Consider the following 14,884-nt stretch of genomic DNA (forward strand, 5'->3'; position numbering starts at 1 on the left):
CGCCGGGCTGCCGCTGCTGGCCAAGTGCCAGGCTGCGCAGCCTGCAAACAACCCCGGCCTGTGATACCTTGCACGCCACGAAAGATTCAGAGGGAAAACTTTATGACCAGCTTGCACGCGCGATCTGCCGCGCTTTTGGGAGACCGCCTCCAGGCGCTCGGCCCTGCCAGGCTGAAAGGCATGCGCCGCGGCATCGAGAAGGAAAGCCTGCGCGCCCAGCCCGGCGGCGCGCTGGCGCTGACGCCGCACCCGGCCGCGCTGGGCTCGGCCCTGACGCACCCGTGCATCACCACCGACTTCAGCGAGTCCCAGGTCGAACTCGTCACCGCCGCACACAAGGGCCTGGGCGACGGCGCGGACGCCGCGCTGCGCGAACTCACGCAGATTCACCAGTTCACCTACCGCGCGATGCAGGCGGTTGGCGACGAAATGCTCTGGGTCTCCAGCATGCCCTGCGGCCTGCCGACCGACGAGACCATCCCGATCGCGCGTTTCGGTTCGTCCAACGTCGGGCGCGCCAAAAGCGTCTACCGCATGGGCCTGTCGCACCGCTATGGCCGGCGCATGCAGACCATCTCGGGCATCCACTACAACTGGTCGCTGCCCGAGGTGACGAGTGAGCAGTACTTTGCGCTGATCCGCAATTTCCGCCGCCATGCGTTTTTGCTGCTTTACCTGTTCGGCGCCTCGCCGGCCGTGTGTTCCTCTTTTGTCGCCGGGCGCCAGCACGAGCTGCAGCAGCTCTCGGACAGCACCATGTTCATGCCGCACGGCACCTCGCTGCGCATGGGGCGCCTGGGCTACCAGAGCGATGCGCAGGCCTCGCTGGCCGTCAGCTACAACAGCCTGGAAGGTTATGGCGCGTCGCTGCAGGACGCGCTGACACGGCCTTACCCGGCCTATGAAGCGGTCGGCATCCAGAACCCGGGCGGCGACTACAACCAGCTGGGCACCACGCTGCTGCAGATCGAAAACGAGTTTTACGGCACCATCCGGCCCAAACGCGTGATTTTCCCGGGCGAACGCCCCTTGCATGCACTGCGCGAGCGCGGCGTCGAATACATCGAAGTGCGCCTGATGGACCTGGACCCGTTCGAGCCGGTCGGCATCAACGCCCAGACCATGCGTTTTCTCGACGTGTTCCTGCTGCACTGCCTGCTCAGCGACAGCCCGCCCGACACGCCGCAGGAGATCGCCGAACTCAAGCACAACCAGCACCACACGGCGGCGCGCGGGCGCCAGGCCGGCCTGCTGCTCAAGCGCGGCGGGCGCGAGGTGCCGCTGACCGGCTGGGGTGCCGAGGTGGTGGCGCAGTGCGCACCGATTGCCGCCGCGCTGGACGCGGCCAACGGCGGCACGCAGTACAGCGACACCCTGCGCGCTGCCGAGGCGGCGCTGCTGGACCCCGCCACCCTGCCGTCGGCCCGCGTGCTGGCGGCGATGGCGAAGGACCACGAGAACTCCTTCGTGGCGTTTGCGCGGTCCCGCTCGGCCCTGACCAAAGAGGCGCTGCTCGGCCTGCCGTTTTCCGCAGAGCAGCAGGCCGCGTTCGAGGCGCTGTCGCGCCAGTCCGTCGCCGAGCAGAAAAAAATCGAGGCGGCCGACACCCTGCCGTTCGAGATCTACCGCCAGCAGTATGTCTCGCCCGACCGGCTCGGCGTGCCCCGGCGCGAGGCCGCCGTCGCACTGTAGCCGGCGGCTTGCGCAAAGCCGCCCGCGGGCTCAGGCCGGCCGGGAGGCCAGCTGGCGCAGCACTTCATGCGCCGCCGCTTCGGAAGAAGCCGGGTTCTGCCCGGTGATCAGGTTGGCGTCGTTCACCACGTAAGACTGCCAGTCGGCACCCTTGCTGTAGTGGCCGCCGTGCTTGCGCAGCATGTCCTCGACCAGGAAAGGCACCACATCGGTGAGCTGCGCCGCCGCTTCCTCGGTGTTGGTGAAACCGGCGACCTTTTTGCCCTGCACCAGCGGCGCGCCACCGGCGGCCTTGGCGTGGCGCAACACCCCAGGGGCGTGGCAGACCGCCGCCACCGGTTTGCCGGCGGCGAACATGCGCTCGATCAGCCCGATCGAGGTTTTGTCTTCGGCCAGGTCCCACAGCGGGCCGTGGCCGCCGGGGTAGAACACGGCGTTAAAGTCCGCCTCCTTCAGGCCGGCCAACTTGACGGTGTGCGCCAGCGCCTGCTGGGCCGGGGCATCTTCCTTGAAGCGTCGTGTGGCGTCGGTCTGCGCGTCGGGCGCGTCGCTTTTCGGGTCCAGTGGCGGCTGCCCGCCTTGGGGTGAGGCCAGTGTGATCTCGGCACCTGCGTCCTTGAAGACGTAGTAGGGCGCTGCAAATTCTTCCAGCCAGAAGCCGGTTTTTTTGCCGGTGTCGCCGAGCTGGTCGTGTGATGTCAAAACCATCAGTATCTTCATGGGGGCTCCTTGAAAGCGCAGCCTTCGCCGCGCGGTGAAAATGGGGTCATGCCGCCATGGCGCGGCCAGTTGGACATCTTCCCGCGCAAGGGTCGGTCGCCGTGTAGGCGAGGGGAAGGTCGGCCTGTCAGGCCCGGTCGCCCCGGGTGGGTCACAATCCCTGCTGGCCGGTTGCATCGAGTTGCAGCGTCCTGCCAACGAAAAGAAAGAACATTCAGAAAATGGCGATCCAGTGGTTCCCCGGTCACATGCACCTGACCAAGAAGGCGATCAGTGAGCGCATCAAGGAAATTGATGTGGTCATCGAGCTGCTGGACGCGCGCCTGCCCGGCTCCAGCGCCAACCCCATGCTGGCCGAACTGACCGGCGCCAAGCCCGCGCTCAAGGTGCTCAACAAGCAGGACCTGGCCGACCCGGCACGCACACCGCTCTGGCTCGCGTACTACAACAGCCTGCCCGGTACCAGCGCGATTGCGCTCGACGCCAGTGAAACCACGCCGGCGCGCCGCCTGATCGACGCCTGCCACGCGCTGGCGCCCACGCGCGGCAGCATGGTCAAACCCATGCGCGTGCTGATCTGCGGCATTCCCAACGTCGGCAAGTCCACGCTGATCAACACCCTGACCGGCAAACGCGCCACCAAGACCGGCGACGAGGCCGGTATCACCAAACTCGAGCAGCGCATCGTGCTCGCCGACGGCTTTTACCTATGGGACACGCCGGGTATGTTGTGGCCGCGCATCATCGTCGCCAAGAGCGGCTACAACCTCGCCGCCAGCGGCGCGATTGGCCGCAATGCCTTCAACGAGGAAGAGGTCGCGCTGGAACTGCTGGACTACCTGATCCCGTCCTACCCGGGCCTGCTGGAAGCGCGCTACAAGCTCAAGCTGACGCCGGGCATCACCGACGAGCAATTGCTCGAGGAGATCGGCCGCAAGCGCGGTGCGGTGTTGAGCAAAGGCCGCGTGAACCTGCAGAAAGCCGCGGAGATCGTGATCTACGAGTTCCGCGCCGCCACGCTGGGCCGCGTCACGCTGGAAACGCCCGAGGAGTTCGCCCAGTGGCTGGCCGCCGGGCAACTGCTCGATGCCGAGCGGCAGGTCAAGAAGGACAGGATAGAAACCGACCGCCTGGTGCGTTTCAAGAAAATCCCGCGACCGCCCCGCGAGGGTTGAGCACAGGGCCCGCGCGCCCGGAGGTGCCATCGGGCGGAACAGACGGATCAGATGGGTTCAATCACTGTCCGACGGCAGCGACTCTCCCCTCAAAATTTCTGGCTGCGGCCTCTTGAAAGCCAGCGGAGCGCCAATATGTCCCTGCCGTCAGGGTAGTCGCCGCGGGACGGTTGCTGCGCTTGCCAAGACGCCGTGGCCTGACCCGGCTGTCCGGCAGCCCACCTGATGGAGTGAGTCTCTTCCCAGTTTTCATGAAAGGAGATCGTCATCATGAACGGATTGAACCTGTACGGCGACATCTTCGCCGAGCTCAACCGCCTGCAGCAGAACTTCGAGCAGGTTTTCCGGCCCGACGGCGGCCGCAGCATACGCGCGATGCCGCGCGACACCTTCCCGGTGATCAATGTGGGCAGCACGCCCGAGGCCATTGAGGTGCTGGCGCTGGCGCCGGGCATCGACCCCGCCGCGCTGCAGCTCACGGTTGACAAGGGCCTGCTGGTCGTGGCCGGCGAACGCAAGACCGAACAGCCGGCCAACGACAAGGTGGCCGTTTACGCCAAAGAGCGCTACGAGGGCGCTTTCCGGCGCGTGATCTCGCTGCCCGAAGACGCCGACCCCGAGGCCATCAGTGCGACCTACCGCGATGGCCTGTTGCGCGTCACGGTGGCGCGCCGCGAGTCGTCGAAGCCGCGCCAGATCCAGATCCACTGAAACCCCTGAACCTTTTTTCTTTTTTTCAAGGAGCATGTGATGAACCAGAACACAGCTTTGAGCCAGAGCAACCCGGCCCGAGATGTGGCGACAGCGACCCAGGATGCAGACAGCGCGCAAGGTGCTGCATCGCAGCGCACGACGGCCGTGCTGCCGCCTGTGGATATTTTTGAAGACGAGGCGGGCTTTACCGTGCTGGCCGATTTGCCCGGCGTGACCAGGGACCGGCTGACCGTGCGGGTGGACGGCGACAGCCTGGTGATTGAAGGGGCTGCTGCGGCGCCGGTGGGGGCTGACATGACGCTGATTTACGGCGAGGTGCTGAACCCGCTGTACCGCCGCACCTTCACCTTGAGCCGGGAACTGGACCCGGCAAAGATCGAGGCGAAGCTCGAAAACGGGGTGCTCAGGTTGAGCATTCCCAAGGCCGAAGAGGCCAGGTCGCGCCGCATCGAGGTGGCCCTGGCCTGAATTTCCCGGGTCTCTTCCTGAGTCTTGTCAGTGCAGGCGCGTGCAGTAGGCCAGGAACTGGTCGAGTTCGGTGGATTTGTCGAAAACCGCATCCGCACCGCCCGCCAGGCAGCGCCGGCGGATGTCATCGGTGGCGTAGTTGGACAACACCACCACGCGTTGCTGATTCGAGCGCTGCCTGCAGCCCTTGAGCACGCCCAACCCGCTGCCCTGTTGAAGGAAAAGATCGACCACCAGCAGTTGCCAGTCGCGCGGGTGCTGGGCCAGCCAGGTGCAGGCGCTTTGTTCGGTCTCCGCGTAGCCCACTGTCTGCACGCCGGCCAGCTCGGTCAATGTTTCGACAAGGTTGTCCCGGATGAACGCGTTGTCCTCAACAATATAGACCTTCAACGCCGCGGGGCGCTGGGTGGGGGAGGAGGGGCCGGGTCCCAGGAGGGGACTGGCGGCAAGGTTCACGGTTGTCACGTAGCCAGTCTCTCCCGATCGCCGCAGGATTGGCGCAAGGGATTGCACTGCACCGGTGTAGGACAGTGCGCTTCGAGTGCCACAGGGCTTTTGAAAGGGCCTGTGCGGATCGCCGTCCCGGCCGGGACGGTGCCGCCTTTGCATGCCAATACAGGCCTCAGCCCTTGCGCACCGGACGCCTGAAGCTACAAAAAAAGTAGCGCTTGCGATCGGCCCGCGACTGGAAAAACGGCGGCGGAACTACAGCGGACCCGACGGCCCGGTCCTGCCGGCCAGCCGCCGGCGCACATATACGGCGACAAAACCGAGGCCCAGCACCAGCGCAAACCAGCCCACCAGGGACGCGTTGGCCACGATTCCCTGCATGCCCGGCGAAGTAATGAAATACGGCGACACCAGCACGGCCAGGCCGATCAGGACGCACAGGAGTCCCTTGACCAAAAGCTCGTTGTTGGCCTTGTTGCTGTGCCTGCGGATAGGGGGAGGAGGTAGGGGCATGGCCTGATTGTCGGCCAAATGCGAAGGGCAGGGTGCCCCGGGGGGCTTGTCGGCATCGCGCCGGACGGATCGCAGCAATGGACTTATAGTGGCGGCTACCTTTTTTATCGGCCTGCGCTCACCACGCGCGCGGGCCACTTCCAGGAGCCTTTTGTGTCCCCCACTCCCGCAGCAGCCATTGAACCGACCCGCTTTGGCAGCGGGCAGGCCGTTCGCCGCCTCGAAGACGATGCCCTGCTGGCCGGCGCCGGCCAGTTCACCGACGACGTGACCCAGCCGGAGCAGGTGGCCCTGTTTTTTGTGCGTTCACCCTACCCGCACGCGCGCATCGTCGCGGTGGACAGCGCCGCCGCGCTGGCCATGCCGGGTGTGTTGAAGATCGTGACCGGCGCCGACTTGGTAGCCGACGGGGTCAAGCCGATTCCCGGCTCCAGCGGCTTTCCAAGGGCCGACGGCTCACCCGGGGTGTCACCCGTGCGCCGCGTGCTGGCCCATGAACGGGTGCGTTTCGTCGGCGAGGCGGTGGCCGCCGTGGTCGCGCAGACCCTGCAGCAGGCCCGCGACGCGGCCGAAGCCGTGATGGTGGACTATGACGAGCTGCCCATGGTGGTGGACATGAACGACGCCACCGCGCCCGGCGCCCCCGCACTGGTGCCGGAAGCGCCCGACAACATCGCCTGCGAAACGCGTTACGGCAGCGTGGAAGCCACTGCCGCCGCCTTTGCAAAAGCCCGGCATGTGGTGGCGCTGGACATCGTCAACCAGCGCCTGCATGCGCTGAGCCTGGAGCCGCGCTCGGTGCTGGCCGCGTTTGACAAAACCTCGCAGCGCCTGACGATACGCATGAGCACGCAGATGCCCACCGGTGTGCGCAACTCGGTGTGTGACGCGCTGGGCATGGCGCAGGAGCAGGTGCGGGTGGTGGTCGGGGATGTGGGCGGCGGCTTCGGAATGAAAACCGGCGTTTACCCCGAAGACATTGCCGCCGCGTATTGCGCCCGGGCCCTGCAGCGGCCGGTCAAATGGGTGGCCGATCGCAGCGAGGAATTCATTTCCGCCTACCATGGCCGCGACGTGGCCAGCCACGCCGAACTGGCGCTCGACGAGCACGGAAAAATACTCGCCCTGCGCCTGGCCTCGCTGGCCAATGTGGGTGCGTACGCCACCGGCGCGGGCGTGGCCATTCAGCTGCTGATTGGCCCCTGGGTGCAGACCAGCGTCTACGACATCCAGACCATCGACTTTCATTTCAGCGCCGTGCTGACCAACACCGCGCCCACCAGCGCCTACCGCGGCGCGGGCCGGCCCGAGGCCATCTTCACGATGGAGCGGCTGATGGACGAGGCTGCGCGCCAGACCGGCATCGACCGCATTGAACTGCGCCGGCGCAACTTCATCCAGCCCGCGCAGATGCCTTACAAAAACCCCATGGGCCAGGTGTATGACACCGGCAAGTTCGAGTCGGTGATGGACCAGGCGCTGGTGCTGGCCGACTGGAAAGGGTTTGAGGCGCGGGCGGCCGCGTCGGCCGTGAACGGAAAAATGCGCGGCCTGGGCATTGCCACATTCCTTGAGTGGACCGGCGGCAACGCGCTGGAAGAAACCGTGACGGTGGCCGTACAAGCCGACGGCATGATCGAAGTTTTCACCGCCGTCAACGCCATGGGGCAGGGCATTGCCACCACGCTGACCCAGTTGGTGGTCGATGCCTTTGGCGTGCCCGCGGATAAGGTGCGTGTGGTCATGGGCGACACCGACCGCGGCAACGGTTTTGGCAGCGCCGGTTCACGCTCGCTGTTCACCGGCGGCTCGGCGGTGCGCGCTGGCGCCGACAAGGCGATTGCGCTGGGCAAACAGCTCGCAGCCAAAGAGTTTGAGGCCGCCGCCGAGGACGTGATTTACGCCGGCGGCGACTTCACCGTCGCAGGCACCGACCTGCGCATCGGTCTCTTTGACCTGGCAGGTCGCCAGAGCGAGCAACGCATTTTTGTGGACTCCACCACCACGGTGGCCGGGCCGACCTGGCCCAACGGCTGCCACATCAGCGAGGTCGAGATCGACCCGCAGACCGGCCAGGTGGCGGTGGTGGCCTACGCCTCGGTCAACGACGTCGGCCGCGTCGTCAACCCCCTGATCGTGCGCGGCCAGCTCGACGGCGGCGCGGTGCAGGGCATCGGCCAGGCGCTGTGCGAGCGCATGGTCTACGACCGCGAGACCGGCCAGCCGGTGACCGGCAGCCTGATGGACTACGCCGCGCCGCGTGCCGACACCGCGCCCGACTTCAGGACCGAGATGGACGAGTCCACGCCCTGCCTGAACAATCCGCTGGGCGTCAAGGGTGTGGGTGAGCTTGGCACCATTGGCGCCGGCCCCACGGTGGTCAACGCCGTGGCCGACGCGCTGGCCCGCCGCGGCCTGGCCGCCCAGGCCAGGGCGCTGCAGATGCCGATTTCACCAGCGCGGCTCTGGCAGCTGATGCAACCCGGCGGTTGAACGCCGCCTCACCATCGATCGGTCGAAGTCAAGGGCGTTCTGGCCGCTCTTAGGCCAACCGGGCGGCCCAGCTGTAGTTACACTTAGCTACGTTGACTTTGAAGGCGCTCCGTGTTTCGTCACCTTATGGCTTGTATTGCCTGTATGGCCATGCTGTCAGGCTGTGCCCTCGCGCATGCCGAAAACGCTGTTTATGCCTTCCCCCCGGCCAATCCTGACGACATCCATCTGCCCGTTGCCTGGAACCTGACCACCCAGCGTGTTTCTTCCGCCCAGTGGGGAAGAGTAGTCAGCCTGCCGGCAGTTCTACCCGTCGGCCGCGGCCGGCCTGCGCTGAGCAACTGCCAGTGATCGCGCTGGCCCGACTCCTTCCGCGATCGCTGGTTGCGCGGGTCTACCTTCTCTACACGGTGACACTGCTGCTGTTCCTCTGCAGCGGCTTGTGGCTTTTCTACCATCACCAGTTCAACGAGGCCGTGGAGAACGCCCAGGAGTCGGCGACCATGCTGGTCGAGGTGGCGGCGCAGACCATTTCCGGCAGCGCCGTGATCGGCGACCACGCCACCATCAAGCGCACCCTGGACAAGGCTGTCCTGCGCTCGCAGTTTTCGTCGGCCTCGTTCATCAATTTCGCAGGTGGCGTCATCGAGAGCGACAACGCCCAGCCGCCACCGGTGCATCCCCCCGCGTGGCTGCGCGACGCGGCGGCAGCCCATCTGCATGACGTCAACCGGACCATTGCCATGGACGGGCGTGACTATGGCGTGCTGCGCCTGAGTTTTGCGGTGGACCAGGTAGCCGCAGGCCTGTGGCATCCGATGCTGGCTGCCTTGGGGCTGGGGCTGGCGGGTGTTGCCGGCGGGCTAATGCTGATCTGGTTTCCGCTGCGCCACTGGCTGGGTTCGCTGGAGCGCGTGAACACCTTCCAGGCGGAATTCCCGCGCCATGGCGATCGTGCGGCAACTTCGTTGCTGCAGAGCCTGCCTCAGGAATTTCGCCCCACGTTCGAGGTTCTCGACCAGACCGCCAACAGCCTGAGAAAAGAGTTGGACAACCGCGAGGAGGCCTTGGGGTCGCTGCGCAGCGCGCTGGCGGAACTGCTGCCACACGTTGCTTCCGACGGTTTCGCAGGAAGTGACGACATCGCCGTGTTGTCCCGCACGATAGCCGACCTGGTGCAGGAGCGCGGGGCCAGGCGCGACGAACTGCAGGAGGCCGTCGCGGCAGCACAGTCAGCCAACCGGGCCAAAAGCGAATTTCTCGCCAACATGAGCCACGAGATCCGCACCCCCATGAACGGCATCCTGGGCATGACGGGCCTGGTGCTCAAAACCGAGCTGACGGCGCAGCAGCGACAGTTTCTCGGCATTGTGAAGACCTCGGCAGATGCCTTGCTGACCATCATCGACGACATTCTGGACCTTTCGAAAATCGAGGCCGGCATGCTCACCATGGAGCTGATCCCTTTTGATCTGCACCGGTTGATGGACGAAACGGTGCAGTCGCTTTCCCTGCGGGCGCAGGAAAAAGGGCTGCGCCTGAGCAGCACCATGGCTCCGGTGGTGCCCCGGCGGATTGTGGGCGAACAGGTGCGCCTGCGGCAGATTCTGTTGAACCTGATGGGCAATGCCGTCAAGTTCACCGACCGCGGCGAGGTCAGCGTTCACTGCACACTGGAGCCCGGCGAATCCGGCGGCGCCATGCTGCACTTCACCGTGACCGACACCGGCATCGGCATTTCCCCTGAAAAGCAGCAGCATATTTTCCAGGCCTTCAGCCAGGAAGATACGTCGACCACGCGCAGGTTTGGCGGCTCGGGCCTGGGGCTGACGATTTCGCGACGTCTTGTCGGCTTGATGCAGGGCGAGTTGTGGGTGGACAGCAACCCCGGTGCCGGCAGCAGTTTCCATTTCACCATGGCCTTTACCGAGGATGCGGCGCCCCTGCGGGCGCCGGACGCCGTGCCGGTTTTCTCGGCGACCCTTCCGCCGGGGACGAAAGAGGAACTGCCGGTGCTGGTGGTTGAAGACAACCTGATCAACCAGACCCTGGTGATGACGCTGCTGCAACGTGGCGGCTACCGCGTGACCCTGGCGGGCACAGGGCGGGAAGCGGTGGAGAAATTCCTGATGCACCGCTTTTGCGTCATCCTGATGGATATGCAGATGCCCGACCTGGACGGCATTGAGGCGACCAAGGCGATTCGCCTGCTCGAACGCAAACAGGAGCGCCTGCGCACGCCCATCGTGGCCATGACGGCCAACGCCATGCGGGGTGACCGCGAGCGTTGCCTGGAGGCCGGCATGGACGACTACCTGGCCAAGCCCATCAAAACCGCGGAACTGTTTGCCATCATCGAAACCCTGATCGCGGACTGACGGGCGCGCGCCTGGTTCCGGCCCGCGCCCCTTTCAAGCGGCGGGTGTGCCAGGTCTTTGCCGAGGCCCACAGCTGACGCCCGCTCAGGCATGGCCGGCGGCTTCCCTGGCGCGCATCTTGGCGCCTGTGTATTCGCCATGCGTGACATGCAGCAGGCCGGCGATCTTGCCGATCAGGTGGTTTTCGTGCGCGTCGAGGTGGGCGTCCGAATACGCCACCTGCCACATGGTTTCCACCATGTGAATCTTCTGCGCCTGCGTGAAGTGCTCGTTCATGGCGGAGGTAAAGCGGTGGTAGTCGTGGCTGGTCCTGGCCGTGTTGTTTGACCTTGATCAAAGTTCGGTCGGATCCGTGCCTGCGCGGCAACAGGGCTGAAGCCATAATCCAAGTAATTTATTAATTACTTGGATGCCCATGAATGCAGAAGCAACCGGCAAGCGCATCAAGCAGGCCACTGAAGTCCGCCAGGCCGGCTTGGTGGAGGCCGCCCTGCAACTGGCCGCGCAGCGCAGCCCGGCTGACATCACCACGAGCGATCTGGCGCAGGCCGTGGGCATCAGCCAGGGCGCGGTGTTCCGGCACTTTGCCAGCAAGGAGGCTATCTGGCTGGCCGTGCTGGAGGGGGCGTCCGACACGCTGATGACCCGGCTGCAAACGGCCGCCGGCACGGCGCCCACCCCGATGGCAGCGTTGCAGGCGGTGTTCATGGCTCATGTGGACTTTGTGGTGGCCCATCCCGGCGTTCCCCGGCTCATCTTTCAGGAACTGCAGCAAGCGCAGGACACCGCACTCAAGGCCAGCGTGCGCAGCCTGATGCAGAAATACCGGATCTTGCTCTTGGGGGTGTTGCAGCAGGCGCAGGACCAACGCTTGCTGGCGCCCGGCACGGACCTGCAGGCCGCCGCCGTCTTGTTCATCGGTTCGGTGCAGGGCCTGGTCATGCAGTCGCTGCTCAGTGGCGACGTCCGCGCCGTGACCACGCATGCTCGCGGGGTGCTCACGATTTACCTGCGCGGTCTCGCCGCCGGGAGAGGTCGGACAGCAGCGACAGACAGGCATGCCCCCGCCTTGAAGGAGACCTCATGAAAAGCAAACTTCCGTTTTCACGCCGCATCACGCTGGGCGCCCTGGTCCTGGTGCTGGTGGGCGCGCTGGCCTGGGTGGCGTTGCGCACCGGCCCGCTGGCGGCCACGCGCATCACGGTCATGCGGGTGCAGGAGGGTCGCCTGGCCCCGGCGATTTTTGGCATCGGCACCGTGGAAGCCCGGCGCAGCTGGATGGTGGGCCCGACGACGGCGGGCCGGGTGCTGGCTGTGCGGGTGGACGTGGGCGACACGGTCAAGGCCGGGCAGTTGCTGGCCGACATGGACCCGGTGGATCTCGACCAGCGCCTCGCGGCCCTGGATGCCTCACTGGCCCGCGCGGGCAGCACGCAGGCAGCTGCGCAGGCCCAGGTGAAGGACGCTGCGGCCCGGCGGGAGCTGGCCGCCATCAATGCCAGACGCAACCAGGAGCTGGCCGCGCAAAATTTCATCAGTGCCGCTGCGCTTGAATCCCGCATGCAGGAAAAAGCGTCCGCCGACGCTGCGCTGCAGACTGCCCAGGCCAATCTGGCCGGCGCTGGCCAGGACGTGGCCCGCCAGAAGGCAGAGCGCGCCGGCCTGCAGCAGCAACGCGGCAACGTCCGTCTGCTGGCCCCGGCCGATGGGGTGGTTACCAGCCGCGACGCCGAAGCCGGCACCACCGTGGTGGCTGGCCAGCCTGTGCTGCGCCTGATCGACCCGGCCAGCCTGTGGGTGAAATTGCGGGTGGACCAGGGGCGTTCGGCCGGCCTCGCGCCGGGCTTGGCCGCCAGCATCGTGCTGCGTTCGCATCCGGGTACGCCGGTGCCGGGGCAGGTTGCGCGCGTGGAACTGCTGGCCGACAGCGTGACCGAGGAGCGCATCGCCCAGGTGGCCTTTGCGCAGGCGTCGACCGCCAGGGCGATGGGCGCCTCCGTCGGTGAACTGGCAGAAGTCACGCTGCAGCTGCCTGAAACAGCTTCCTCACTGCTGGTGCCCAGTGCCAGCATCCAGCATCGCCAGGGTGAAACCGGCGTCTGGCGCATCGAGCATGGCAAGCCGGTGTTTGCGCCCGTGCGGCTGGGCGTCCGCAGTCTGGATGGCCAGGTGCAGGTGATGGCTGGCCTCACAGCCGGTGACGAGGTGGTGGTGTACAGCCAGAAGGCCCTCACCCCCGGCGCCCGCGTGCAGGTGGTCGACACGTTGATCAAGGACGGACGCAAAGGGACCGCCCCGTGATCAGTCTGGCCGGGCGCGACATTGCGCACAGCTGGGGCAAGTTTGTGCTCACGGGCGTGGGCCTGGGCCTGCTGATCGGTGTGACGCTGACCATGGCCGGTGTCTACCGCGGCATGGTCGATGACGCACAGGCCCTGCTGACCAACAGCCGGGCCGACCTGTGGGTGGTGCAAAAGGACACGCAGGGGCCGTATGCCGAATCGTCAAGCCTGAAAGACGATGTGGTGCGCAGCGTGCGCGGCATGCCCGGTGTGGCGCAGGCAGCCAACGTGACCTACTTCACCATGCAGGTTCAAAGCCGTGACGGCGACGACATCCGCGCCATGGTGGTCGGGATCGAATCCGGCCAGCCAGGCGAGCCGGGTTATCTGGTGGCGGGCCGCCAGCTCACACGCAGCCATTACGAAGCCGTGGCCGATGTGAAAACCGGCTTTGCCCTGGGCGAGCGCATCCGCATCCGCCGCCACGATTACACCGTGGTGGGACTGACGCAACGCATGGTGTCCTCGGGCGGCGACCCGATGGTGTTCATCCCGCTCAAGGACGCCCAGGAGGCGCAGTTCCTGAAAGACAACGACGCCATCGTCAACGACCGCACCCGAACCGCCACCAACCCGGCTTTCAACCGCCCCGGCGTGCCGGGCCTGCTTGATGCGGTGCAGGCGCTGCAGACCAGCAGCCGCAACGTCAATGCCGTGCTGGTGCAGCTGGCACCCGGGTTCGAGGCCGGGCAGGTGGCCGAGCCGATTCGCCGCTGGAAGCACCTGGAGGTGTTCACGCGGGATGGCATGGAGGAAATTCTGGTCGCCAAGCTGATTGCCACTTCGGCCAGGCAGATCGGCATGTTCCTGGTGATTCTGGCGGTGGTCAGCGCAGCCATCGTGGCCTTCATCATCTACACCATGACGCTGGGCAAAATTCGCGAGATCGCGGTGCTCAAGCTCATCGGCACGCGCAACCTGACGATCGCCAGCATGATCCTGCAGCAGGCGCTGGGCCTGGGACTGATTGGTTTTGTCGTCGGCAAGGTGAGCGCCACCCTCTGGGCGCCGGTGTTTCCCAAGTTCGTGCTGCTGCTGACGCAGGATGCCATGATGGGGCTGGGTGGCACGCTGCTGATCTGTGCGCTGGCCAGCACACTGGCCATCCGCGCGGCACTCAAGGTCGATCCCGCAGAGGCGATCGGATGACCCGGGTGATGGACATGACCCCTGCAACCCCGGCCACCCCGGCAAGCGCCGGCGGCATCCGCATTGAAGGCCTGCGCAAGGTGTATGGCCAGGGCGACACCGCCGTCGAGGCACTCAGGAACGTCAACATGACCGTGGGCCCCGGCGAGGTCGTGGGACTGGTGGGCCCCTCGGGCTCGGGCAAAAGCACGCTGCTCAAATGCCTGGGTGCCATCATTGAACCCACGTCGGGGCGCATGACGCTGGGCAGCGACGTGATTTACGACAATGGCTGGGCCACCTCCGACCTGCGTGCCCTGCGGCGCGACCGCATCGGTTTTGTGTTTCAGGCACCGTACCTGATTCCCTTTCTGGACATCACCGACAACGTGGCCCTGCTGCCCATGCTGGCCGGCGTATCCAATGCCCAGGCCCGGGCCCGGGCGCTGGAACTACTGACCGCGCTGGATGTGGCCCACCGCGCCAGGGCCGAGCCCTCGCAACTGTCGGGCGGTGAGCAGCAGCGCGTATCGATTGCGCGGGCGTTGGCGAATCGTCCGCCTGTGATCCTGGCCGACGAACCCACCGCCCCGCTCGACAGCGAACGGGCGCTCGCCGTCATGCGCATCCTGAACCAGATGGCCCGGCAGGCCCAGACCGCGATCATCGTGGTGACCCACGACGAAAAAATCATTCCCACGTTCAAGCGCATCTATCACATCCGTGATGGCCAGACGATTGAAGAAGCCGGCCAGGGGTTGAGCTTTTGATGACTGGATGGGTGCGCTCCCGACGCATGAAAGGACCTCGC

Annotated in this window: 14 protein-coding genes and 1 pseudogene; 11 read left to right on the forward strand and 4 right to left on the reverse strand. The window is 66.0% G+C overall.

Annotation, left to right across the window (positions count from 1 at the left end; genetic code table 11):
- The first annotated feature begins 102 nt into the window (after nt 1-102).
- Nucleotides 103-1,692 carry a glutamate--cysteine ligase gene (gene gshA, locus PSV40_RS04660; protein ID WP_300534807.1) on the forward strand — a complete coding sequence of 530 codons (1,590 nt, stop codon included), beginning with the start codon at nt 103-105 and terminating at the stop codon, nt 1,690-1,692.
- Between the two features lie 30 nt (nt 1,693-1,722).
- Here gshA and PSV40_RS04665 read toward each other — a convergent pair whose 3' ends face one another.
- On the reverse strand, nt 1,723-2,412 hold the full coding sequence (locus tag PSV40_RS04665) for a type 1 glutamine amidotransferase domain-containing protein (protein ID WP_300534810.1): 690 nt from the start codon (nt 2,410-2,412) through the stop codon (nt 1,723-1,725).
- A 221-nt stretch (nt 2,413-2,633) separates the two neighbouring features.
- On the opposite strand from PSV40_RS04665, the gene ylqF reads away from it, so the two are divergent.
- The 3 genes from ylqF (at nt 2,634) to PSV40_RS04680 (ending at nt 4,769) form a co-directional block, all read left to right on the forward strand.
- Nucleotides 2,634-3,587: a ribosome biogenesis GTPase YlqF gene (gene ylqF / locus PSV40_RS04670; protein WP_300534813.1), complete on the forward strand. Its 954-nt coding sequence runs from the start codon at nt 2,634-2,636 to the stop codon at nt 3,585-3,587.
- Between the two features lie 270 nt (nt 3,588-3,857).
- Nucleotides 3,858-4,298: an Hsp20/alpha crystallin family protein gene (locus tag PSV40_RS04675; protein ID WP_300534816.1), complete on the forward strand. Its 441-nt coding sequence runs from the start codon at nt 3,858-3,860 to the stop codon at nt 4,296-4,298.
- 39 nt (nt 4,299-4,337) lie between these two features.
- The gene (locus PSV40_RS04680) at nt 4,338-4,769 is read left to right on the forward strand and encodes an Hsp20/alpha crystallin family protein (protein ID WP_300534818.1); all 432 of its coding nucleotides are present in this window, start codon (nt 4,338-4,340) and stop codon (nt 4,767-4,769) included.
- Nucleotides 4,770-4,796: 27 nt separating this feature from the next.
- Here the strand turns inward: PSV40_RS04680 and PSV40_RS04685 are convergent, their stop codons facing one another.
- Both PSV40_RS04685 and PSV40_RS04690 read right to left on the reverse strand, forming a co-directional pair.
- Nucleotides 4,797-5,159 carry a response regulator gene (locus PSV40_RS04685; protein WP_300534918.1) on the reverse strand — a complete coding sequence of 121 codons (363 nt, stop codon included), beginning with the start codon at nt 5,157-5,159 and terminating at the stop codon, nt 4,797-4,799.
- A 315-nt stretch (nt 5,160-5,474) separates the two neighbouring features.
- Complete coding sequence (locus PSV40_RS04690; protein WP_300534820.1) at nt 5,475-5,732, reverse strand: hypothetical protein; 258 nt, start codon at nt 5,730-5,732, stop codon at nt 5,475-5,477.
- Nucleotides 5,733-5,885: 153 nt separating this feature from the next.
- Between PSV40_RS04690 and PSV40_RS04695 the strand changes: the two genes are divergently transcribed.
- The 3 genes from PSV40_RS04695 (at nt 5,886) to PSV40_RS04705 (ending at nt 10,603) form a co-directional block, all read left to right on the forward strand.
- On the forward strand, nt 5,886-8,225 hold the full coding sequence (locus tag PSV40_RS04695) for a xanthine dehydrogenase family protein molybdopterin-binding subunit (RefSeq protein ID WP_300534823.1): 2,340 nt from the start codon (nt 5,886-5,888) through the stop codon (nt 8,223-8,225).
- Between the two features lie 144 nt (nt 8,226-8,369).
- Nucleotides 8,370-8,576: a hypothetical protein gene (locus tag PSV40_RS04700; RefSeq protein ID WP_300534825.1), complete on the forward strand. Its 207-nt coding sequence runs from the start codon at nt 8,370-8,372 to the stop codon at nt 8,574-8,576.
- Nucleotides 8,573-10,603: an ATP-binding protein gene (locus PSV40_RS04705; RefSeq protein ID WP_300534828.1), complete on the forward strand. Its 2,031-nt coding sequence runs from the start codon at nt 8,573-8,575 to the stop codon at nt 10,601-10,603. Before PSV40_RS04700 ends, PSV40_RS04705 begins: the two co-directional genes overlap by 4 nt.
- A gap of 84 nt (nt 10,604-10,687) precedes the next feature.
- On the opposite strand, the pseudogene PSV40_RS04710 reads toward PSV40_RS04705, so the two are convergent.
- Nucleotides 10,688-10,912 (reverse strand): annotated as a pseudogene (locus PSV40_RS04710) (TerB family tellurite resistance protein); the annotation flags it as partial.
- A 106-nt stretch (nt 10,913-11,018) separates the two neighbouring features.
- Here PSV40_RS04710 and PSV40_RS04715 point away from each other — a divergent pair.
- The 4 genes from PSV40_RS04715 to PSV40_RS04730 are packed head-to-tail and all read left to right on the forward strand — an operon-like array spanning nt 11,019 to nt 14,843.
- The gene (locus PSV40_RS04715; RefSeq protein ID WP_300534830.1) at nt 11,019-11,690 is read left to right on the forward strand and encodes a TetR family transcriptional regulator; all 672 of its coding nucleotides are present in this window, start codon (nt 11,019-11,021) and stop codon (nt 11,688-11,690) included.
- Nucleotides 11,687-12,904 (forward strand): efflux RND transporter periplasmic adaptor subunit, encoded by a 1,218-nt coding sequence (locus PSV40_RS04720; protein WP_300534833.1) that lies wholly within the window; start codon nt 11,687-11,689, stop codon nt 12,902-12,904. Before PSV40_RS04715 ends, PSV40_RS04720 begins: the two co-directional genes overlap by 4 nt.
- Entirely contained in the window at nt 12,901-14,094 is a 1,194-nt protein-coding gene (locus tag PSV40_RS04725; RefSeq protein WP_300534836.1) for an ABC transporter permease, read from the forward strand. The genes PSV40_RS04720 and PSV40_RS04725 overlap by 4 nt, the downstream gene beginning before the upstream one ends.
- A gap of 14 nt (nt 14,095-14,108) precedes the next feature.
- Complete coding sequence (locus PSV40_RS04730) at nt 14,109-14,843, forward strand: ABC transporter ATP-binding protein (protein WP_300534839.1); 735 nt, start codon at nt 14,109-14,111, stop codon at nt 14,841-14,843.
- Nucleotides 14,844-14,884 lie beyond the last annotated feature (41 nt).

The sequence above is a fragment of the Polaromonas sp. genome (assembly GCF_029945925.1).
Lineage (GTDB): Bacteria > Pseudomonadota > Gammaproteobacteria > Burkholderiales > Burkholderiaceae_C > Polaromonas.